Here is a 21113-nt window from a genome sequence, read left to right on the forward strand (position 1 = left end):
GCGCGTGTCGGACGACCTTGATTGTTCATTTTGATCTCACACTCTTTAGACTATAGCTGGCATGTGCCGATTACACTTGGATAAATATGTATTGTATCTGTCGTCAAAGTTACATACCTCCAAGTTTCGTATTCAAATTTTCCTTGCTGCTTTTCACAGTTTTTCATTGATTCATGCGGATCTGCTGAATGATAACCGACGAGATGAACCTTAAGACGACCTGTAAAATCTTCATCTGGATGGTCACTGAAAGGGTTATAACGGTCACCCTTATCATCAACGAAATCAAGCGGCCCTGCCCCACATGATAGCTCGAATTTTTCGATTATAAAAAACTCGCTCAGTAACGTGCTGAATTTTTTCTCCACCATTTCACTAAATGGTGCTGGGCTCCTCCTAAGTTCTATCAGTGCTGCTCTTTGACGATGTTGTTGGGAAAATGACGCTTTGTATTGGAAGCCATCACAATCAACCTCAATTGTTGTTAGCTCAGTAATTGGAGCCTTCCCGACCCAACTTGGCTTGTTGCTGATCTCATCGTCAGCGTTCGCATTTGTAGCCAAGAAAAACGAGCAAAGCATAACAAACCTTGCGTTCTTCCTTGAGAAATATTTCACAATACCTCCCGCAGTTTCGCGGCGAACACATTTATATCCGCATCCGTCACACACTCCGTTGCCGCGACGATAATCAGGTTTTCGGCGTCCTTGCTGTCAGGCCACAAACGCCCGCCGGGCACGCCCGCAAGCACGCCTTCACCCGCCAGTTGCTCGACAACTTCTTCGGCGTTTTTCGGGAGCGCCAAGGTGAATTCGTTGAAGTAGTTTTTGTTGACGATTTTGACGCCGTCGATGGCGCCAAGCGCATCGGCGGTCTTGCACGCCGCATCGTGGTTGAGCGCTGCAAGTTTGCGCAAACCCGCCTCGCCCAGCAGCGTCATATGCGCCGTAAAGGCGAGCGTGCAGAGGCCGGAGTTGGTGCAGATGTTCGACGTCGCCTTGTCGCGACGAATGTGCTGTTCTCGCGTCGAGAGCGTCAGGACGAAACCGCGCTTACCCTCTGCGTCGACGGTTTCACCGCAGAGACGGCCCGGCATCTGGCGCATATATTTCTGGCGCGTGGCGAAGAGACCCACATAGGGCCCGCCGAAATTCAAACCATTGCCGATGGACTGGCCCTCGCCGACGACAATGTCTGCGCCCATTTCGCCGGGGCTTTTCAGCGCGCCAAGCGAGACGACTTCCGTCACAACGGCGATTAAAAGCGCGCCTTTTTCATGCGCCGCGTCTGCAATACCACTCAAATCACGCACGTTGCCGAACACATCCGGCGTTTGCACAATCACACAGGCGGTGTCGTCATCAATCTGATCGATCAGATCCTCGGACGCGTCCACATCCATGGCCGCCTGAACGACCTTTCCGCCGACAAGTTCAAGATTGGTGCGCGTCACGGCGCCGTAATGCGGGTGAAGCCCGCCTGAAAGAATCGTTTTGTTGCGTTTGGCGACGCGCCGCGCCATCAGCGCTGCTTCGCCGCATCCCGTGGAGCCATCATACATGGAGGCGTTGGCGACCTCCATGCCAGTCAGCGCCGCCACTTGCGTCTGGAATTCGAAAAGATATTGCAGCGTTCCTTGCGCAATCTCCGGCTGGTAAGGCGTATAAGCGGTCAAAAACTCCGATCGCTGAATAATGTGATCGACCGTTGCTGGAATATGGTGCTTGTAAGCGCCGCAGCCGACAAAGAACGGCCCCGCGTCTGCAGCACGGTTTTTCGCCGCCATCCGGCCAAGCGTGCGCTCAACTTCCAACTCGCCCTGATGATCGGGCAGATCGAATTTTGCGTTCAGCGCATCGGCCGGCACGTCTGAAAAAAGATCGTCAATGTCCTTGGCGCCAATCACGCCCAGCATCGCCTTGCGATCTGCATCATTCAAAGGGAGGTAGCGCATATCCGCCTCTTACTCGTTCTTGTCGCTGTTTGAATTCTTTTTCATGGCGGCGCCAATCCCCGCACCGATGGCAACGCCGATAGCAATACCGATGGCGAGATTGTTCATGGCCGCGCCAATGCCGACGCCAATCGCGATGCCTGCGCCCATCCCGGCCGCCACGCCGCCGCCCGCCATGTTCTTTTTGTCACTCATGCGTTCGCTGCAAAATCCTTGTAAGCGGCTTCATCCATCAGCGCATCAAGCTCTGATGGATTGCTCGCTTTCAGCTTCACAAACCAGGCGGCGCCCGCCGGGTCTTCATTCACTTTCGCCGGCTCATCGACAATGGCGCTGTTCACTTCGACAATCTCGCCGGAGATGGGCGCGTAGACATCTGACGCCGCCTTGACGGATTCAACCACCGCCATTTCGTCGCCTTTAGAATACGTCTTGCCGACCTCGGGAAGCTCGACAAAAACCACATCGCCAAGCTGCTCAGCGGCGTGCTCGCTGATGCCGATGACGTAAACATCGCCGTCAGCTTTTACCCATTCATGGTCGTTCGTGAATTTTATGCTCATGTTTGATCTCCCTAACCTCTGTAATAACGATTGGGCGTGAACGGCATGTCAGCGACGACAGCAGCCAGCGGCTTGCCGCGTACAATCAACTGAAGCGGCGTCCCCGTCTCAGCGTAAGCCGTTTCCACGTACCCCATGGCGACCGGACCGCCGACCGTAGGGCCGAAACCGCCGGATGTAACTTTGCCGATAACTTTTCCGTCCACAGACTGAATTTCTGCGCCTTCACGCGCCGGCGCGCGCCCTTCCGGCAGGATGCCGACACGCAAACGCTTTGGCCCTTCAGCCAATTCTTTCAGAATACGATCCGCCCCCGCAAAGCCGCCTTCCTCGCGGCGGCGTTTTCCGATGATGAATGAAAGGTTGCCCTCCACCGGCGAAATTTCAGGGGTCAGGTCGTGGCCATATAAGCACATGCCGGCCTCCAGACGCAGCGAGTCGCGCGCGCCAAGGCCGATCGGTTCGACATTCGGATCGTCGAGCAGCAACCGCGCAAGTTTTTCCGTGTCTTCCGCCCAGGTCGAAATTTCAAAACCGTCTTCGCCAGTATAGCCGCCGCGCGTCACCACCGCCCTGATGTCCCCGATTTGCAGCTCGGCGAAGCTCATGAATTTCAATTCCGCGGCGGCCGGACAGTGTTTTGAAAGCACCTCAGACGCCATCGGCCCCTGCAAGGCCAGCAATCCGCGATTGTCGAACCGTTCAAGTTTAACGCCGTCAGGCAATCGCTCATTTAGATAAGCGTAATCAGCTTCCTTACAGGCACCGTTGACGACAATATTCAGCCGTCCGTCCGTATCCGGCCGGCTGACCATCAGATCGTCAATGATGCCGCCGTCATCGTTCAACAACACGGAAAGCCGCTGGCGCGAGACGCCCAGTTTTTGAAACTCTCCGGGCGCCAGCGTTTCAAGCGCACGCGCGGCGGTTAGATGATCAGGGCCGACGATAACAGCCTGCCCCATATGGGAAACATCAAACAGACCCGCCTTTTCGCGCGTATGGAGATGCTCTTTCAGAACGCCCATGGGAAACTGCACCGGCATGTCATAACCGGCGAATTCCACCATTTTCGCGCCAAGCGCACGATGCAAATCATTGAGGGGCGTTTTTTTTAAGGTCGCTTCAGAAGGCATTGATCCGTCCCATGACTATTGAACCGCCGTCATATGACGGCGACCCCGGCTGTCATGGGGACCTGAGAGATTTCGCGCTTGGCCATTCGGCGGCCTTAGCGCTTACTCCTTCGGTGGGGCGTTTTGCGCCCGCTTTCCAGCCTTAGACGCCAGTGCGGTCCTTTTGCCTGAGAGTTTCCGGGGTGGTTGCTCCTTCGGCGCCGCGCGCTTAAGCGCGATCTCTCCCGCATTTGGCTGCTGACGGATTACGCGACACCGCCGTCAGCGGAAGCTGACCATAGGCGAGCGCTATACCGAGTCAATGATTCCCGACGCACCCGCGAAACAAAAATTTATGCTGCAGCGCAGGAGTTGCAGTTGCCCTTTATCTCCAAACGCGCCGTGTGCATGTCGAAAGCGGCCGCCTTTACTGCGGGGGCGATATCGGCCTCCACCGCCACTACTTCGAGTTCCTCAACTGTCGAACAGGACTCGCAGACGAGGAAAGTCTGCACCACATGAGGGCCTTCGTGATTGCAAAGGACAAAGGCGTTAAGCCCGTCAAGCTTGTGAATGTGTCCCTTGGCTTCCAACCCTTCTAACGCCCGATAGACTGTCATCGGCGCGCGCACGCCTTGTTCCTTTAGGGTGTCGAGTATTTCATATGCCTTAAGCGGATCCTTGCTGGCGGCAAGCACGTCCCAAACCAGCTTTTCATTCTTTAAAAGCCCGGCAGGGCGTTTGCGGTCATTATCATTTCCCGCAATGGTTGTATTGTTTGTCACGCGAGCGCTCCCGATACGATCATTTGTTATATCGATGTTATATCAATTCATGGGGCGGGACCACCCCAAATCGGGAACGCAAGTAATCCGAAATTTCCCCACTGATGAAAGCGCTTATGGCCAACCGACCCGGTCAAATATCATGACGGCCGCTGGCTGGTTTTCGCCCAACGCAGAGACAGAAAGGTCGTCAGCCCTGAAATCACTGTAAGCGGCGATTGGCCCTTGCGCCTCGACGCCTTCCACAATCGGATATTCATTATTGCCGCTAGCGAATGCGCCTTGCGTCTCTTCACGTAACAAAAATTCAATGAGCTTTTCTGCATTTTCCGGATTGGGCGCATGCGTTGTTACCCCGGCGCCGGAAATATTCACATGGGCTCCATCCCCTTCCTGATCCGGGAAAAACAGCTCAAACTTTTCACCTATGGCTGCCGCTTCGGGGTTATCTGACCCTTTAAATCGCGCCGTATAATAGCTGTTAACGATGCCAAGCCGACAGATACCAGCCGCAACAGCCTCGATCTGTGATGTGTCGTTGCCTTGCGGCCGACGTGCAAAGTTAGCGACCACGCCAGCGGCCCACGCTTCCGCACGCTCGTCGCCCCAATGAGCAATCCGCGAGGCCAGCAATGATTGGTTATAAATGTTGGATGAAGAACGTACGCAAATCATGCCGCGATAGGCTGGGTCCGCGAGGTCTTCATAGGTTTCAAGCCCTTCAGGAAGGCCCATTTCTTTATTGAAAATCACAATACGCGCACGCTTGGAAACGCCAAACCACTTACCATCCGGATGGCGAAACTGTGGCGGCACCTGGCTCTCCAGCGTATCGTTTTCGATTGCACGAAAAACACCGCGTTGATCGGCACGCCACAACATTCCTGCATCAGCAGTAATAAAGATATCCGCCGGGCTAGCTTCTGCTTCCTGGCTAATCCGTTCAATCAAGGCATTACCGCTTGCCTCAATATAATTAACTTTGATTCCCGTTTCTTCCGTAAACTGATCGAACAGAACGATGTCTGAATCGTAATGGCGGCCAGAATAAACGTTCACTTCGCCTGTTATTGGACGATCAGCATTTGAGGCTTCTTCGGTGGAGGCGGTTTCCTGTCCGCCACATGCTGCCAGGACCATGACCGCAAGCGCCGTTGCGCCTGATTTTACCAGGTTTTTCAAAGGATAAATTGCCATCTCGCCACCTTGCCTTTGCCTATTTTGCGAATAATTATCAGTTTCAATACTGTTATGCCGCCCGCATTGCAAGCCCAGCAGCAACACAATCACATTGAAAATATTGGCGTTTGAGACCAGTCGATCTGGACCTCGGCCCTCCCCCCGGAAGGCGGGCAAGCGTCAAAGCTTACCGTCAAAAACATATCTGCACCGTCTTTTTTAAGCCGCGCCAGCCAGTGCGGGCCTGCGAAACGCACATCCCCGATTTCAAACAAGCCAGTTTCGCTTTGCCTTGCCCGCAACGCATCAGGCCGCAGTACGGCGTGTGCAGGCCCCTCGCCCAGAGCTGTTTCCGTCTCACCAAGCGCGGAACGAAAGACACCGTTTGCAATAACGCCCGGCAAATGCTGACTTCCCGGGAAAATACTCGCGCCTTCTAAGGTCTGAGGATTAAAAAACAGGTTTTCGGGGCTCGCTATCTCGATAATTTCGCCCTTGCGCATCATCGCAATGCGATCACCGATCGCCAAAGCCTCCTCAGGGTCGTGCGTGACCATTACGACTGCTGCATTTTGTTCTTTCAGTGTACGTCGCAGATCTTCTCTCAGCCGGCGTCGCAACGTGACGTCAATGCTTGCAAACGGCTCGTCCAACAAAAGGGCCATGGGTTGGCGTGCTAAGGCGCGCGCCAAAGCAACGCGCTGTTGCTGTCCGCCAGACAATTCATGCGGGTAGCGTCGAGCGAGGCCCCCAATACCCAGACTTTTTAAGTAGTCCGCCGCCCGCTGCATTGGTTTTGGCTGTCCCTTCAGACCGAAAGCGACGTTTTTTTCTACGGTCATATGCGGAAAGAGAACATAATCCTGAAAAACAAGCCCCACTGGCCGTTTTTCCGGCGGGGTTTCCTGACCGGGGCGCGCCAACAATGATCCGTCCAGTTCTACGGAGCCTTGCTGCAATGGCTCCAGCCCCGCTGCAATCTTCAAAAGGGTGGTTTTTCCGCAACCGGAGGGGCCGAAAAGACATACGAGTTCGCCAGGTTCCACAGACAAACTCGCGCTGGCCAATGCACGGGTCTGACCGAATTGATGGCTAATATTGGTCAGCACAAAAGTCATAATTGATATGCCGGGTCAGTCTTTCCGCACTTCACTGTTGGGAAATGCCGCACTTTCGCATAGATGTCACCAGTTAAGAACGAGAATTAGAAACAATGGCAGCAAATGGACCTGAAGCACATGACGCCCAGACGCGCCGTCCCGCGCGCGTAGCCCGCTTATGTGCAATCATTGCTGTGTCCGCATTTGTCGCCGCGCCGATTGCCGCTGTCCTGGCTAGCGCAACCATTGGGGGTAAAGGCGAAGCGCTTGCGCATTTGCTCGGCGTCAATGGCGTCCGGTACTTTGTCACCACCTTAGCCTTATGCGCCCTTGCTGGGTTAGGCGCATCGATAATCGGCGCCGTGTCAGCACTCCTGATCTCAATGACGGATTTCCCCGGCCGGCGCCTGCTCTCAATCGCGCTTGTGCTGCCCTTTGCAATCCCTGCTTATGTTGCGGCTTACGCTTATGGCGATCTCTTGGGGCCATTCGGTCCCGTGGCGCAGTTAGTGGGCGTCAACAATATACCGGAAATTAGGTCTCTATCTGGCGCGGCATTCGTCCTGATGCTGATGACATATCCGTATGTTTATCTCGCCATGACAGCTTCTCTTTCATCGCGTTCAAGTTCGCTGATGCAGGCGGCGCGCATGCTCGGCGCTTCACCTCTCCGCGCCAGCCTTGGCCTTTTGTTGACAGCAAGCCGCCCAGCATTTTTCGGCGGTCTTGCCCTCGCGCTCATGGAAATCGCCGCAGAATACGGGGTCGCCGATTTTTTTGGCGTGCAAACGCTTAGCGTTGGAATTTTTCGCACCTGGTACGGACTTGGCGATCTGGCGGCCGCGACGCAGATCGCGACTGGGCTGTTCCTTGTAGCGCTTGTCTTGACGATTATAGAAAGCGCCAGCCGCAAGGGGCGCGCGGCTGAAGACGTGCGGGCTCACAGGAGCAGCAAACGGCTAAAACTTTCCGGCGTCCACGCTTTTGGCGCAATCTGCATTTGCGCGGCGCCCGTTGTTTTCGGGTTCATAGCGCCGGCAGGCGTTCTACTCGCCAAGTTTGATCCCGACCTGTCTATTGGCGCCGGCCGCGATCTTGCCGCAGCGGGGGTGAATACAGCAAGCATTGCCGCCATCGGCGCGATCATTGCGATGGCCATTGCCGTTATTCTGTCCTATGCGGCACGGCGCGCCCGCGGGAGAATTGCAAAATCACTGATGCGTGTGGCGACACTGGGATACGCCGTACCGGGCGCAGTCATGGCGATCGGTATTTTAGCCTTGTCATCGTTTGTCGCGCGCATAAGCGGCGTCGCTGTTGCTGGCGGGATTGGCGTGCTTTTATACGCCTATGTCGCGCGGTTTTTGACTGCCGGATACAATTCAGCCTCGGCAGGCCTGGCGCAAATCAGCCCGGAGATGGACGCCGCAGCGAGAAGCCTTGGCGCCGGTCCGGCACGCGTTCTTTCATTCATACATTGGCCGATGGCGCGATCTTCCGTTCTTGCAGGCGCAGGCATCGTCGCCATCGATATCGCCAAAGAGCTTCCGGCTACGCTCTTGCTGCGACCATTCAATTTTGAAACGCTCAGCACAAGGATTTACCGGCTGGCTTCAGATGAGCGCCTCGCCGATGCTGCGCCAGCGGCGCTGATTTTAATCGCACTCGGCTTGATCCCGGCGCTGGCGCTCAGCCTGATCGCCGATCATAGCAATTGGCAAAAGAAAAACGCCCGCAAAGCCGATAAGGACTTTGCGGGCGCTGAGGCTGGATTAACAGTTTAAAATCATTCGCCGCCGCGATAAGCGTGAGGAAGGTCGCCACGATCCAGATCGCGATAGCGCTCCATCAACATACGCTGACGGTTGTTCAGATCCTGCGGCCGGCCATCAATGAAGACGGCTTCCGGAACCGTCGTGACTTCCAGCGGGTCGCCGTCCCATATCACCACATCAGCGACGCGTCCTGGCTGTAGAGAGCCAAGTTGATCAGCAACACCTAACATTCTTGCCGCATTCAAGGTCAAGGCGGCTATCGCGGCATCGTATGGCAGTCCTTCAGCAACAGCATTGCCGGCATGTTGCCGAATAAGACGCGCATTGTGGGTCGTGTCGTTTGTTTCGTAAAACGCAATTTGAACGCCCGCTTCATGCAACCGTGCAGCATTTTGCAAAGTCGCACTGAGTTCTTCAAATTGGTCAGGCAAATTTGCAGTGCCCGATACAATGACAGGTATATTTGCGGCCGCCAGCTCATCCGCTACACGCCACCCTTCTAAAGCGCCAAGAATAATTACGCGCAGGCGATATGTATTTTTCAGTCTTATGAGCGTGCGAATGTCGGCAGCGCCGTCAATCGCCACAAGTAACGGCTGTTCACCGCTTACGACCGGTACGAGCGCCTTGATATCCGAGAGCATCATACGATCAGAACGCGGACGGCGGACATAGTCATTCGGGTTGGCCTGATAAGACCGCGCTTCATCGAGATATTCCCGCATCACGGCCCACGCGCCCATGCGTGTGTCGCCCGTTCTTGAAGCGCCGCCATAACCCATGGCCGCAGTTTGGGCGAGATCAGCACGCATGACAGAGCCTGGAGCGCCTGACAGATCGACAAGCGCTGCTTTACCGCCAAACAACGTATCGCCCGAGTTAGGTGCTGACAAGGCGCGCGTGACCCCTGATGCTCTGTTGACAGGAATAACCGTTGAATCTGGATTAAACGCATCAACAGCGTTTAGGGCCGCACCTAAAGGAAACCCTTCCTGCGGACTGGAGTCATTGGCCTCATTGTCAAGACCAATCTCAACCAAACCGATATTAGTGTAAGGCGCAATCAATCCCGGCGTAACGATTTTACCGGACGCATCGATTACCGTTGCGCCAGACGGCGCAGAAAGGTCTGCGCCAACTTGCGCAATACGACCGTCCCGGATGATCACATCGCCATTTTCGATAACGCCGCCTGAAACGGTATGAACTGTACCATCCATAATCGCGATAGTTTGAGCGGAGGCGGCTGTCGCCAAAACTGAACCAGCAGCAATTAGACCAGTCAGCGTTTTCATGAATACTCCGTTCATTGTCCTGCTCCTCCGGTGAACCCATTATCACGTTGGCCAATTTCAAAATCCATTCTTGGCGAAAGCGACGGATCATTCCGGTCAAACATCAATGCGCCATCAATGAAGACTTGCTCAGCCCTTGCGTAAACTGAAAACGGGTTTTGATTCCAGATTACAACATCAGCCATTTTACCGGCTTCGAGCGTCCCGGTCTGGTCAATGATTCCCATGGCTTTGGCTGGGTTCGCAGTAAACCAAGCAACAGCATCCTCAGGCCCGATATCAATACCGATACGCCTGCCCGCCGCCATGGCCTTAGCGGCTTCCTGATTTAACCGCTGAATTCCACGCGAGTCGTCAGAATGGATGATCGCACAACCGCCCGGCTGCGCATGAACAAGCGCCGCATTTTCACTCACCGTATCATAGGCTTCCAGTTTGAACCCCCACCAGTCAGCCCATACGGCGGCGCAGACTTCATTTTCGGCCAAATAATCTGCGACTTTGTAAGCTTCGATTGCATGATGGAAGGTTGTAACCTTGTATCCAAACTCATTTGCCAGATCGAGAACCTGCACCATCTCATCACCACGATAACAATGCATGTTAACGACAATGTCTCCCCGCAGCGCGCCGGCAAGAGTTTCCAGTTTCAGATCACGGGCTGGAGATTCCGGCGCGTCTCCCTTGTCGTTACTGTCATCGTTTTGCCACTCTTCGTAATCGGCCCAGTAGTCATCCCACTTCTTTTTGTAGCCTTGCGCTTCGATCCAGGCTGAACGGTAACCGGCGAAGTTACCCATGCGCGTTCCTGGACCGCCGCTGTTGCCGTAAATCCGTTTTGGATTTTCGCCACAAGCCATCTTTAAACCGTAAGGAGCGCCTGGAAATTTCATTCCTTGCACGGATCGTGAAGGCACGTTCTTCAAGGTTGTCGTACGACCGCCAAAAAGGTTTGCTGAACCCGGCAGCACTTGTAGCGACGTAACGCCGCCTGCAAGCGCCCGCGTGAACCCCGCATCCTGAGGCCAAACTGAGTGCTCAGCCCAGACGTAAGCCGTATTCGGCCCGACAACTTCATTACCATCCGAAGTCGAAGCCGTGGACGGCGACGGGTAGTCGCCAAGATGTGAGTGAATATCGATGACGCCTGGCGTCACCCATTTTCCGTCCGCATTGATCGTCGCTGCATCATCCGGCGCCGCCACAGCATCAGCAGCACCGACGGCTGCAATCTTGCCGTCCTGAAGCAGAACCGAGCCATTATCGATGCGCTCTCCGGTCCCTGTCAGAACCATTGCACCCGTGATCAGCACAGTCTCGCCAGGATAGCGTTCATACGTAGAAGGATACGGATCCAGCGGCGGGCGCTCGGCGACTTCACCGGTCTCTGCCGTACTGCGGCTTGGAGCTGTAGCGTCCGCAGGGGATTCAGCAGTTTGCTCAGTTTCGGTCGCTGTCTCCGACTGGCCCGCATTCTGCTGCGAACACGCACTCAGCATCAGAACGGCCAGCGCCGTCCATCGTACGTTTTGCATATATTCCTCAATCTTCTGCCGACGCGCTTCGACACGTCCATCGATATGACTTAAGACTAGCGTAAAATGTGCTTGCGGCCACCCTGTGCCGCGATATTGCGTGAAGTAATATTTTCAACAGGACGGGAGGGGCAAATGACTGCAAACATCACGAGGCGCGGCGCGCTGTTATCGGGACTGGCTGTTGGCGCGACATCCTGCGCCTCAAGCCCGAAAATGACGCCTTATATTGCTGTCAGCGAACGAGCGGGCGGAACATTCAGCCATGGCGTTGCCTCAGGCGACCCTGGTGCGGACAGTGTTGTGATCTGGTCACGCATTGATCCGATCGCCGCCGATACATCGCAACCAGTTATTGTCGTTTGGGAAACCGCTGCTGATCAGGCTTTCACCGACATGCGCGGCAAAGGCGAAGCGGAAACGATGGCGTCTCGCGATTGGACGGTAAAAGTCTTGCTGACGGATCTGCAGCCCGGTGAGACCATTTATTATCGCTTTCGTTTGGGAGAAGAATATTCACCCGTCGGCCGCACGCGTACGCTCCCCATTGGCGCTGTTGATGCAGCACGGTTTGCGGTCATGTCATGCTCGAACTATCCGTTCGGATATTTCAACGTCTATGACCTGGTCGCCCGTGAAGATGACCTCGACGCGATCATCCATCTCGGCGATTATATTTATGAGTATAGTCGCGAGGGATATGGCGGCGAGGCCGGCGTTGCGCTCGGCCGCAATCACGAACCACCCCATGAAATCGTTTCTCTCGACGACTACCGCAAGCGGCATGCGCAATATAAGGCCGACCCTTCGAGCCAGGCGATGCACGCGCGTCATCCAATCATACCCATTTGGGATGATCACGAGACATCCAACAATTCATGGAAAGGCGGCGCCGAAAACCATCAGCCTGAAACCGAAGGTGAATGGAACGCACGCCGGCGCGCGGCCCTTCAGGCCTATTACGAATGGATGCCGGTGCGTGAACCGGGGATGCAACCGGAAGCGTTTTTCCGTTCGTTTTCTTATGGCGATCTAATGACCATCGCCGCCATTGAAACGCGGCTGATGGCGCGGGCGCGTCAATTTGAATATTCGGAAATCATTCCAACACTCGAAACGCCGGAAGATGTTGAGCGCTTCAAGCAGGATATTCTCTGGGAGCAAACACGTGAGATGCTGGGTGCGGCGCAGATCGATTACCTTGACCGCACCTTCCGCAATTCTATCGCTAGCGGCCAGCCATGGCGGCTGATCGCCAACCAGATCATTATGGCGAAAGTAACGGCGCCTGACCTGACGCCGCACGTGACGGAAGAAGACATCGCCGCTCTCGAACAGCAATGGGATCAGGCGCGCGCGTTCGTGAAGTCATCGACACTCGGTTTGCCTACCAACTTCGACGCCTGGGACGGATATCCGGCTGCACGCGAACGATTCTATGAGATGACGAAAAACGCTGGCGAAGACGGCATGATTGTGGTTACCGGCGATACGCACACATGGTGGGCGAACGATTTGGTTGATCATCATGGAGACCACAGAGGCGTCGAGCTCGGGACTCATTCCGTCACATCGCCCTCGCCGTACAGAAAAGATTTCCTGGGCGGCAAAGGCGCTGAATACGCGCTGCTAACCAATCGCGATAACGAAGATGTCCGGTACCTCTCCGGCGAACATCACGGCTTTATTCACCTGACCGTGACCAAAGAGTCTGCTCGCGCTGAGTTCCGCGCCGTTGATACGATCGAAAGCGGCAATTACAATGGCTTTACCAAGGTCGCTTTCGACATTGAAAAGAAAAAAGGCTCAGCAAAGTTTTCGGACGCAGACGGCTTAGGCTTCAAGGAAGGGTTCCTTTTCTGATCCATGATCTCTTTTTCCCGTATCATCGATAAGGCAAGCTGGGGGCATTTCGCGATCTGGTTTGCGATCTCGGCTGCTTATAACTGGTGGGCGTTTCGCCCTGGCGGTATCTGGCCTCGCGTCGTTGAAAACGCCGGCGGGGTCGTGCCGGAAATGAAGCCCGGCATTCCAGCCATCGAGCCCGTCCGCTCACTCGACGCCATGGGCGAGAACACGGGCGATTATCTCCTCTGGCAATTGCTCGATATTCCGTATGCGTTTCTCAATGTTATGATTGTGACAATCGCGATCGGGCTGGGCCTCAAAGCGCTGAAGCTCGGCGCTACGCCGCTACGGTTTTTACTGGCGTTGCCGTTTATCTACTTCGTCTCGGAAATCGTTGAGAATGCGCTGGTGGCTGGCTTCGCTTCCGGCTCGCTGCCAGTGAGCGAGCCTGTTGTCCTGGTCCAGCAACTTGCGACAACGCTGAAATTCGCATCCGGCGTGCCGGGCATGTTTTTGGCGCTCTTGTCTTTGGCTATTGCCGCTATTGCTGGACTCATTCGCCTTGTTCGGAAGTGAGCTAGAACCGTAAGGATCCGGATTTGTCGAAAAGTGATCTCATCGCATATGCGGCGGCGCTGCCGAAAGCGGAACTCCATTTACACATCGAAGGAAGCCTTGAACCAGAGTTGTTGTTCAAGCTCGGTAAGCGCAACAATATCGATCTGCCGTTCAAGTCAGTAGATGAGATACGCGCGGCTTATGAATTTTCAAATCTGCAGGACTTTCTCGACATCTATTATCAGGGAATGAGCGTTCTGCGGACGGAAGAAGATTTCTTCGACCTCACCATGGCGTATCTGAACCGGGCGCGGGCCGATAATGTGCGCCATGCGGAGATTTTCTTTGACCCGCAGGGCCATACGGAGCGCGGCGTGCCGTTTGATGTGGCCATCAGCGGCATTTCAACCGCGCTCGACATGGCGAAGGTACAATTCGGCATGACTACAAAGCTGATCATGTGTTTCTTGCGCCACCTGCCGGAAGAAGATGCTTTCGAAACCTTGAAACAGGCAGAAAATTGGCTTGATCGCATTGAGGCTGTCGGACTTGATTCGTCGGAAGTTGGTCATCCGCCGTCGAAGTTCGAGCGCGTATTCAAAGCGGCGCGCGAGCGGGATCTGAAACTCGTAGCGCATGCGGGCGAGGAAGGCCCGCCAGAATATGTCTACGAAGCGCTCGATCTGTTGCGTATCGACAGGCTCGATCATGGCAATCGATCCTTGGAAGATACCGTGCTAGTCGAACGCCTCGTGAAAGAGGAGATGACGCTGACAGTCTGCCCGCTTTCCAATCTCAAACTTTGCGTTGTTAATGATATAAAAAACCATCCGCTGAAGCGGATGCTCGAGTTAGGGTTGCGAGCAACGGTGAACTCCGACGACCCATCCTACTTTGGCGGCTATATGAACGACAACTTCAAAGCCGTGATTGAGGCGCTTGATCTGACGCGCGAAGACATCAAGACGCTTGCGAAAAACTCCTTCGCCGGCTCGTTTTTGTCAGACGGCGAAAAGCGTGCGCAGATAGCAGCCGTTGAGATGGTGTGAGCCTATTATCAGCGTTATGTCCGCGTCTCGCTGAATATTCGGTTTGGCGTTTAACAGGTTTTCATGAGTCTTGATAAGCGGGCTAAAGGCCGGATAATCAAGCGAGACCTTAACGTCAGGGGAATATTATGTGTTGGAAACAAATTTCTGCAGCGCTCGCGATCCTAACATCAATACCAACTGCGTGGGCGCAGTCCTGGGATCAAGGACGCGTTATTACAGGCGACAGGGCGGTATTGCAGCATCGCGAACGCCCCGCTGTTGAGAATGCTATCGTTGATGATCGTTTAAAGACGTTGCTGCCGCAATTGATGGACGAAACCGGCATTGACATGTGGCTCGTCATCAACCGCGAATACGCTGAAGACCCCATTTATTTTACGCTGGTTCCGCAGCCTACATTTGCAGCGCGCCGCACAACGATGTTGGTTTTTCATCGCCACAATGACGAATTGGACATGCTGACCATAAACCGATACCCCCTCGGCGAGTCCTATGCCCCTGCATGGCAAGGCGGCGAACTGGATGAGCAATGGGCGGCGCTAGGCGCGCTCATTGCCGAAAAGAACCCTGACAAGATTGGCGTCAACATGTCGCGTGATTGGCCTATCGCCGACGGACTGACCCATGGCCTTTATCAAAGGCTTGTGTCGGTATTGACGCCGGAGCTTCAGCAGCGCCTCACTTCAGCCGAAACGCTCGTGGTGCGCTGGGCTGAAACCCGTAATCGTCAGGAGACCGAAATTTACGGACATGTCGTTGGCCTTGCCCGCATGGTGATCGGCGAGGCGTTTTCCAGTGAAGTGATTACGCCCGGCGTCACAACAACGGATGATGTCGCCTGGTACATACGTCAACGATTTGAAGACCTTAATCTTGCGCCCTGGTTCATGCCTTACGTCAACATCCAGCGGCCTGGCCTCGCCTGCGAGGAGGAACAAGCCTTTTGCGGTGAAAGAGGAGTAATTCGTCGCGGTGACGTTCTGCATACTGATGTAGGAATATGTTACTTGAAGTTGTGCACGGATACCCAAGAGATGGGGTACGTTGCGAATTTGGGAGAGCAAGACGCGCCAAAGGGCCTTAAAGCTGCGCTTCGTGTCGGCAACCGCTGGCAAGACCATCTTACATCTTCGTTTGAAGTCGGCCTGACCGGCAATCAAATTCTCGCACAGACGCATGAAAAATGCCGCAAAGGTAGAATGATCTGCAGCACTTACACGCACCCGATTGGGTTTGTCGGTCACGCCCCTGGCCCCACAATCGGCATGTGGGATAATCAGGGCGAAACGCCCGTAAGAGGCGATTGGCCACTCTACCCAGATACTTGCTACGCGATTGAAGGCAATGTCAAAGCCTCGGTCTCAGAATGGAACGATCAGCTTGTGCAAATCAAACTTGAGCAAAGCGCTTGTTATGACGGCGAAAAAGTTCGCTATCTGGCAGGGCGGCAAACCCAATGGCACGTCATCAAGTAAGGCGGTAATGCTTGACGAGGACTAGTCATCATGAATCTGGCTGATCTTCGAGCCTTCAAGGGACAAATTATACATCAGCCCTTTCGAATCAAAGACGAAAGCCACAATCGGCTGATTGATCTGCGTGGCGTCGATCGCGCCGCCAGCGCCCAGTGTAATGACGGCAACCGAAGCGTCAACGCCGACCTCCCAACCGTCACTCAAGCGAAACTTCTCAAGCGCTTTCGGATCGAGAAACGCGATAATCTGCGTACGCGCCTGTGCCCCGAGCTGAAATCCGATGGAGGCCGATGCGGTTGAATAATAGGCGACAGAATTACCGCCAACGCGCAGTGCACCTTCGCCGTATTCGCCGCCAATGCCGATGCCCGCTTTTTTTACAGACGGGAAAACAAGCACGCCCGCCGCCTTGGCCAGCACATCGTCAGCGCCGGAAATCTCATCGCGAAATTCCGCTAGCGCTTCATCGCTGCGCCGGTCGATTTTTTCTTTCGAGGCCGCGAGCGCCGCACCCTGAACTACTGAAAAAGCAAGACCAAGCGCCACCAACGGGCTGAACAAGCGAACGATTTTCATAAGGGATCTCCCCGGTTTTCGTTGGCCCATTGAAGGGGCGGAATTCGGCGATTTTGCGGCGATCCGCGTTAACGAAAGTTTACTGTGTCTTCATCGCCAAGGCGAGCTTTCCCCTAAATTCCTCGAATCGGGGACGGTATCGCTGGTTCATAGCATCTAGCGCTTCGTTTGTTGATTTGCCCGGAGAGCCGCAGTCGAATGGCGGCGCCGGATCGTATTCAAGGCCAAGCTGCAACGCTTTTGCGAATTCGTCGCCGGCGATTTCCGCCGCCAAGGTGAACGCAAAATCAATTCCCGCCGTGACGCCGCCGCCCGTAAAGATATTACCGTCGCGCACGACGCGCTCTTTCACCGGAATCGCGCCTACATCGGTAAGCGCCTCGTGATAGGCCCAATGCGTCGTAGCGCGCTTTCCATTCAGGAGCCCTTCCGCGCCTAATATGTATGAGCCAGTGCACACGGATGTTACGTATTTCGCCCGCGCGCCCTCGCGCTTGACGAAGCCCATGAGTTCTTCATCTAGGATTGCATCGTCAACACCGAACCCGCCGGGAACGCACAGCACATCTGCAGGCGGGCAATCTGAAAACATACAGGTTGGGTTAAGCGTCAGCACTGCATCGGTTGGAATCGCATCCATTGACTTTGCCGCTAAGTACACCTTCGAGCCCGGCAAACGCGATAGCACTTGCAATGGCCCGGTGAAATCAAGCTGGGTGAGATTTGGAAAGAGTACGAAAACGATATTCAATGTTTCGGCCATCTGGCGCCTCTCAAGTTTTCCATCCAGCGATGATCTCCATAACCTTCTCAATGTCCAGTTGCGATTTCGTGATCCAATTTTGCGATGGCCCGCTCCAGCGATGTGAACCCCAGTCAACCGCGCCGTTCTTTTTAAATGTTACGCCTTCCGCTTTCAAAAGGCGTTTCTGTTTTTCTGCGCCCGAATGATCCGCCATGCAGCCAGAAGACGTAATGATACGATGCCACGGCAGGCCCTTGGGCGCGGTTCGCAAAGCGCGCGCCGCCTGACGAGGCCCTACGCCGGGAACGAGGCTCGCGATCATGCCGTAGCTCGCTACCTCGCTCTTCGGCACTTCACGGATGAGGGCGTAGATTTCCTCTGCGTCTAATCGCATGGTTAGATACAAATAACGGTGTCATCAGTTAGCAATGCTTTTTAGTACCCCCGCAAAATAATCGACCTCTTCAAGCTTTCCGGTACTAACGCGTGAATAAGTTGTGTAAGGAGGATAAACAGCGCCGCGAACGTTAACACCACGCGCCAGCATATCGGCAGCGAAGGCATCAGCATTGCGCTTTACATTCACAAAAACAAAATTCGTTTGGCTTTTTACGTAATCAAATCCTGCCGCATCACAGGCGGCATAAATTTTTTCTCGTCCTTCAATGATTTTTTTCTTACTAAAATTATAAAAGTCCTTGTCGTCAAGACTTGCCATAGCCGCCGCGAGTCCAGGCCTTGATATCCAGGTCATTACTTCTGACTGCAAAGCCTCAATTAAATCTGGACGTCCCAACGCATACCCGATGCGCAAACCTGCAAGCCCGTAAATTTTTGAAAATGTCTTGACCACGATGACATTCTTTTCAGCCGTCACAAGGTCAATCATGCTGTTTTCAACAGGCTGATCAACAAGGTCGTTGTAAGCTTCATCAACGACGACGACCGCATCACGGCCAACGGTATCGCAGAAATCCCTAAGCCGGCCAGCATCAACCAGAACGCCAGTCGGATTGTTTGGATTACAGATATAGACCATGCCGGCGCCAGAGCCTGTGCGGGCCGCGAGCGCATCAAGGTCATTGGCAAACTCATCATTGAGCGGCGTCAAGATGACATCCACGCCTTTGGCGCGCGCATAGTCAAATTGCGGACCATAGGTTGGGGTTGGTCCGATAACCGTTCCGCTGCGCCCGAAAACCGATGCAGCCGCATGGAGCATTTCTGTCGAACCACTGCTTAAAGCAACATGGGCAGGCGTTAGCCCGTGATAATCGGCCAGTTTATTGCGTAAATGTGAACTCTCAGGGTAAAGAGCGCTCGTATTTTGTAATTCTTTCGCCGCTGCGGCGCGCGCTTTGGGGCCTGGCCCGTAAGGGTTTTCATTATACATCAACCGAATGGGGTTTTCCGGTGTCGGGCCGATACGAGCCATCACCGAAGGCGGCATAGCTAGCGAAGTAGCTGCGGCAGAACCCGCTAAAAAAAGTCTTCGGTTAAAGACGGCGGTCATGCATCTCTCCCAATTTGAGAGAATAATAACCGCATACCCCGCCTGACGCGTCAATATAGTCGGGGGTCTAGGCCCAATCAGCAAGCGGAACCCATAGCGATAACCTGCGCAAACCACTACAGACGCCTTTTCGCACTGCGGCGATTACCTCGATCAGGACTGAGGGCCATGCATGCGCAACTTGCCTGAGCCTTACGCTGGGTATGAAGCTGGGAGTCATGCGGTAGCTAGCGACTTCTGCCTTCGGCACTTCGCGCGTCAGATCGTGGCTAGAGCTGAAACCCGCTAAATGTATGCGATCTCCATGCTCTCGCCAATGTCAGCACACAATTGAGCCACACTTTCAAGAAAAACTGAGTTTATTCAAAACAAGGGGAGATCATCATGACGAAATTCAACCTCATCGCTGGTGTAACTGCTATCACTCTTGCGCTTGGCGCATCGACTGGCGCTATGGCGAATAGTGGCATCAATGCGCTAGCCAAACTGGGGCACATTAAGGCCGAGACCGCAAATGACGCATCTCTATCAGCTAATGACCAACGCAATCGCGTTGGCAACCGTGCGGCAGTCCGGCAATCGGCAGCAGATAAGGCGGCGAAAAAATCGTCGCGGCTGAACAGAGCGTCAATCAAAAAAAGAGATTACAACGATTGATTGAAGGCGGCGCCAATCGTGAGCGGGCATCGCCGCTGTACACTGCTAGCCAAACTATAACTTCCGCCAGCAGGCAAGGCTTACTTACGTGATTTCAACAAACCCAATCGCGTCTTGCTGAAATCGCAAAGCGATTTCAGCAACTCTTAAAGACACCGGCGCTGTTTCTTGGATTATTTGAGGTCGCTCACGCGACCTCAAATAATCCGGCCGCGCCTTGCCCTCCGCCTACGCACATGGTGCATACGACATATTTGGCGCCGCGGCGTTTGCCCTCGATCAGTGCGTGACCAACCATGCGCGCGCCGGACATGCCGTAAGGGTGGCCGACGGAAATGGCGCCGCCATTGACGTTTAAAATCTCGTCCGGAATGCCAAGCTTGTCGCGGCAGTAAAGCACCTGCACCGCAAACGCCTCGTTCAGTTCCCAAAGGCCGATATCGCCAATTTTAAGGCCATTTTTTTCGAGTAGTTTCGGCACGGCGAAAACCGGCCCGATGCCCATTTCGTCAGGGTGCGTGCCGGCGACCGCCATGCCGCGATAAATCCCGAGCGGGGAAAGCCCGCGCTTTTCCGCTTCCTTGCGTTCCATGACGACGGCAGCGCTCGCCCCATCCGACAATTGCGAGGCGTTGCCGGCAGTGATGAATTTGCCTTCCTTCACATGCAAGCCGCCCTTGAACACAGGCTTCAGTCCTTTGAGTCCTTCGAGCGTTGTCTCCGGCCGGTTGCCTTCATCTTTTTCAAGCTTCGTCTCAACGTCTGAAACCTCTCCAGTTTCCTTATTCATGAACTTCATCACTGACGGCAGCGGCACAATTTCATCGTCAAACTTGCCAGCCTGTTGCGCCGCGTGCGTGCGCTGTTGCGACTGCAGCGCATATTCGTCCTGTGCATCGCGAGAGACGTTGTAACGCTCGCCGACAATCTCCGCCGTTTCGATCATCGGCAGATAAGTTTCGGGAAGGTTTTCCACCAGCCATGGATCACGGATCACAAACATATCGCCAGTCTGATTCATGGAAATCGACTCGACGCCGCCGCCGACAGCAATCTGCATATTGTCGACAACAACCTGTTTCGCCGCAGTCGCAATCGCCATCATGCCGCTCGCGCATTGCCGGTCGATAGTCTGGCCTGGCACGTCATGAGAAACGCCGCCGCGTAATAATGCCTGACGGGCAAGATTCTGAAACGCCGTACCTTGCTGGAGCGCCGCACCGAAAACGACGTCCTCGACTTCGGCCGGATCAATCTTCGCGCGCTCAATGGCGTGCTTGATAGCGTGGCCGCCAAGCGCCTGAGCAGTCGTGTTGTTAAACGCGCCGCGATAAGCCTTGCCGATAGGCGTGCGGGCGGTTGAGACAATAACAGCTTCTCTCATGGAT

General features: G+C 54.6%; 21 protein-coding genes and 2 riboswitches. Of the genes, 6 read left to right on the forward strand and 15 right to left on the reverse strand.

The genetic code is table 11. The features are described from left to right. Positions 1-50: 50 nt before the first annotated feature. The 8 genes from PUV54_RS03745 to PUV54_RS03780 all read right to left on the reverse strand — a co-directional run bounded on the left by PUV54_RS03745 (position 51) and on the right by PUV54_RS03780 (position 6714). Entirely contained in the window at positions 51-617 is a 567-nt protein-coding gene (locus PUV54_RS03745) for a hypothetical protein (RefSeq protein ID WP_274494225.1), read from the reverse strand. Then, positions 614-1954, reverse strand: a complete 1341-nt coding sequence (gcvPA, locus tag PUV54_RS03750) for an aminomethyl-transferring glycine dehydrogenase subunit GcvPA (RefSeq protein ID WP_274494226.1) — start codon at positions 1952-1954, stop codon at positions 614-616. Before gcvPA ends, PUV54_RS03745 begins: the two co-directional genes overlap by 4 nt. A gap of 9 nt (positions 1955-1963) precedes the next feature. Then, complete coding sequence (locus tag PUV54_RS03755) at positions 1964-2149, reverse strand: hypothetical protein (protein WP_274494227.1); 186 nt, start codon at positions 2147-2149, stop codon at positions 1964-1966. Then, positions 2146-2517, reverse strand: coding sequence for a glycine cleavage system protein GcvH (gene gcvH / locus PUV54_RS03760; protein ID WP_274494228.1), 372 nt, complete (start codon positions 2515-2517; stop codon positions 2146-2148). Before gcvH ends, PUV54_RS03755 begins: the two co-directional genes overlap by 4 nt. Positions 2518-2528: 11 nt before the next feature. Then, on the reverse strand, positions 2529-3653 hold the full coding sequence (gcvT, locus tag PUV54_RS03765; RefSeq protein ID WP_274494229.1) for a glycine cleavage system aminomethyltransferase GcvT: 1125 nt from the start codon (positions 3651-3653) through the stop codon (positions 2529-2531). Positions 3654-3696: 43 nt separating this feature from the next. Further along, positions 3697-3798: riboswitch (glycine riboswitch) on the reverse strand. Continuing rightward, a riboswitch (glycine riboswitch) is annotated at positions 3799-3890 on the reverse strand. It lies immediately after the preceding riboswitch. Positions 3891-3985: 95 nt separating this feature from the next. After that, on the reverse strand, positions 3986-4417 hold the full coding sequence (locus PUV54_RS03770; protein WP_274494230.1) for a Fur family transcriptional regulator: 432 nt from the start codon (positions 4415-4417) through the stop codon (positions 3986-3988). A gap of 114 nt (positions 4418-4531) precedes the next feature. Then, a complete protein-coding gene (locus PUV54_RS03775; RefSeq protein ID WP_274494231.1) occupies positions 4532-5614 on the reverse strand; it encodes a Fe(3+) ABC transporter substrate-binding protein in 1083 nt (360 codons plus the stop codon). Positions 5615-5703: 89 nt separating this feature from the next. Beyond that, a complete protein-coding gene (locus PUV54_RS03780) occupies positions 5704-6714 on the reverse strand; it encodes an ABC transporter ATP-binding protein (protein ID WP_274494232.1) in 1011 nt (336 codons plus the stop codon). 95 nt (positions 6715-6809) lie between these two features. On the opposite strand from PUV54_RS03780, the gene PUV54_RS03785 reads away from it, so the two are divergent. Beyond that, positions 6810-8480, forward strand: coding sequence for an ABC transporter permease (locus tag PUV54_RS03785; RefSeq protein WP_274494233.1), 1671 nt, complete (start codon positions 6810-6812; stop codon positions 8478-8480). Positions 8481-8482: 2 nt separating this feature from the next. On the opposite strand, the gene PUV54_RS03790 is transcribed toward PUV54_RS03785, so the two are convergent. Further along, a complete protein-coding gene (locus tag PUV54_RS03790) occupies positions 8483-9781 on the reverse strand; it encodes an amidohydrolase family protein (protein ID WP_274494234.1) in 1299 nt (432 codons plus the stop codon). Continuing rightward, positions 9778-11301: an amidohydrolase gene (locus PUV54_RS03795; protein WP_274494235.1), complete on the reverse strand. Its 1524-nt coding sequence runs from the start codon at positions 11299-11301 to the stop codon at positions 9778-9780. The genes PUV54_RS03790 and PUV54_RS03795 overlap by 4 nt, the downstream gene beginning before the upstream one ends. Before the next feature lie 135 nt (positions 11302-11436). Between PUV54_RS03795 and PUV54_RS03800 the strand changes: the two genes are divergently transcribed. From PUV54_RS03800 to PUV54_RS03815, 4 genes are all read left to right on the forward strand, one after another. After that, a complete protein-coding gene (locus PUV54_RS03800) occupies positions 11437-13164 on the forward strand; it encodes an alkaline phosphatase D family protein (RefSeq protein ID WP_274494236.1) in 1728 nt (575 codons plus the stop codon). A gap of 3 nt (positions 13165-13167) precedes the next feature. Further along, positions 13168-13725: a hypothetical protein gene (locus PUV54_RS03805; protein WP_274494237.1), complete on the forward strand. Its 558-nt coding sequence runs from the start codon at positions 13168-13170 to the stop codon at positions 13723-13725. A gap of 23 nt (positions 13726-13748) precedes the next feature. Continuing rightward, positions 13749-14756: an adenosine deaminase gene (locus PUV54_RS03810; RefSeq protein ID WP_274494238.1), complete on the forward strand. Its 1008-nt coding sequence runs from the start codon at positions 13749-13751 to the stop codon at positions 14754-14756. Between the two features lie 128 nt (positions 14757-14884). Further along, a complete protein-coding gene (locus PUV54_RS03815) occupies positions 14885-16234 on the forward strand; it encodes a M24 family metallopeptidase (protein ID WP_274494239.1) in 1350 nt (449 codons plus the stop codon). Positions 16235-16255: 21 nt separating this feature from the next. Here the strand turns inward: PUV54_RS03815 and PUV54_RS03820 are convergent, their stop codons facing one another. The 4 genes from PUV54_RS03820 to PUV54_RS03835 form a co-directional block, all read right to left on the reverse strand. Further along, positions 16256-16810, reverse strand: coding sequence for a lipid-binding SYLF domain-containing protein (locus PUV54_RS03820; protein ID WP_274494240.1), 555 nt, complete (start codon positions 16808-16810; stop codon positions 16256-16258). A 79-nt stretch (positions 16811-16889) separates the two neighbouring features. Further along, a complete protein-coding gene (locus tag PUV54_RS03825) occupies positions 16890-17573 on the reverse strand; it encodes a DJ-1/PfpI family protein (RefSeq protein WP_274494241.1) in 684 nt (227 codons plus the stop codon). Between the two features lie 10 nt (positions 17574-17583). Further along, a complete protein-coding gene (locus PUV54_RS03830) occupies positions 17584-17949 on the reverse strand; it encodes an MGMT family protein (RefSeq protein ID WP_274494242.1) in 366 nt (121 codons plus the stop codon). A 24-nt stretch (positions 17950-17973) separates the two neighbouring features. Continuing rightward, positions 17974-19068: a pyridoxal phosphate-dependent aminotransferase gene (locus tag PUV54_RS03835; protein ID WP_274494243.1), complete on the reverse strand. Its 1095-nt coding sequence runs from the start codon at positions 19066-19068 to the stop codon at positions 17974-17976. Positions 19069-19452: 384 nt separating this feature from the next. Here PUV54_RS03835 and PUV54_RS03840 point away from each other — a divergent pair, with 384 nt between their 5' ends. Continuing rightward, positions 19453-19725, forward strand: a complete 273-nt coding sequence (locus PUV54_RS03840; protein ID WP_274494244.1) for a hypothetical protein — start codon at positions 19453-19455, stop codon at positions 19723-19725. Between the two features lie 187 nt (positions 19726-19912). Here the strand turns inward: PUV54_RS03840 and PUV54_RS03845 are convergent, their stop codons facing one another. Continuing rightward, positions 19913-21109 (reverse strand): acetyl-CoA C-acyltransferase, encoded by a 1197-nt coding sequence (locus tag PUV54_RS03845; RefSeq protein WP_274494245.1) that lies wholly within the window; start codon positions 21107-21109, stop codon positions 19913-19915. Positions 21110-21113: the final 4 nt, after the last annotated feature.

The sequence above is a fragment of the Hyphococcus flavus genome (assembly GCF_028748065.1).
Taxonomy (GTDB): domain Bacteria; phylum Pseudomonadota; class Alphaproteobacteria; order Caulobacterales; family Parvularculaceae; genus Hyphococcus; species Hyphococcus flavus.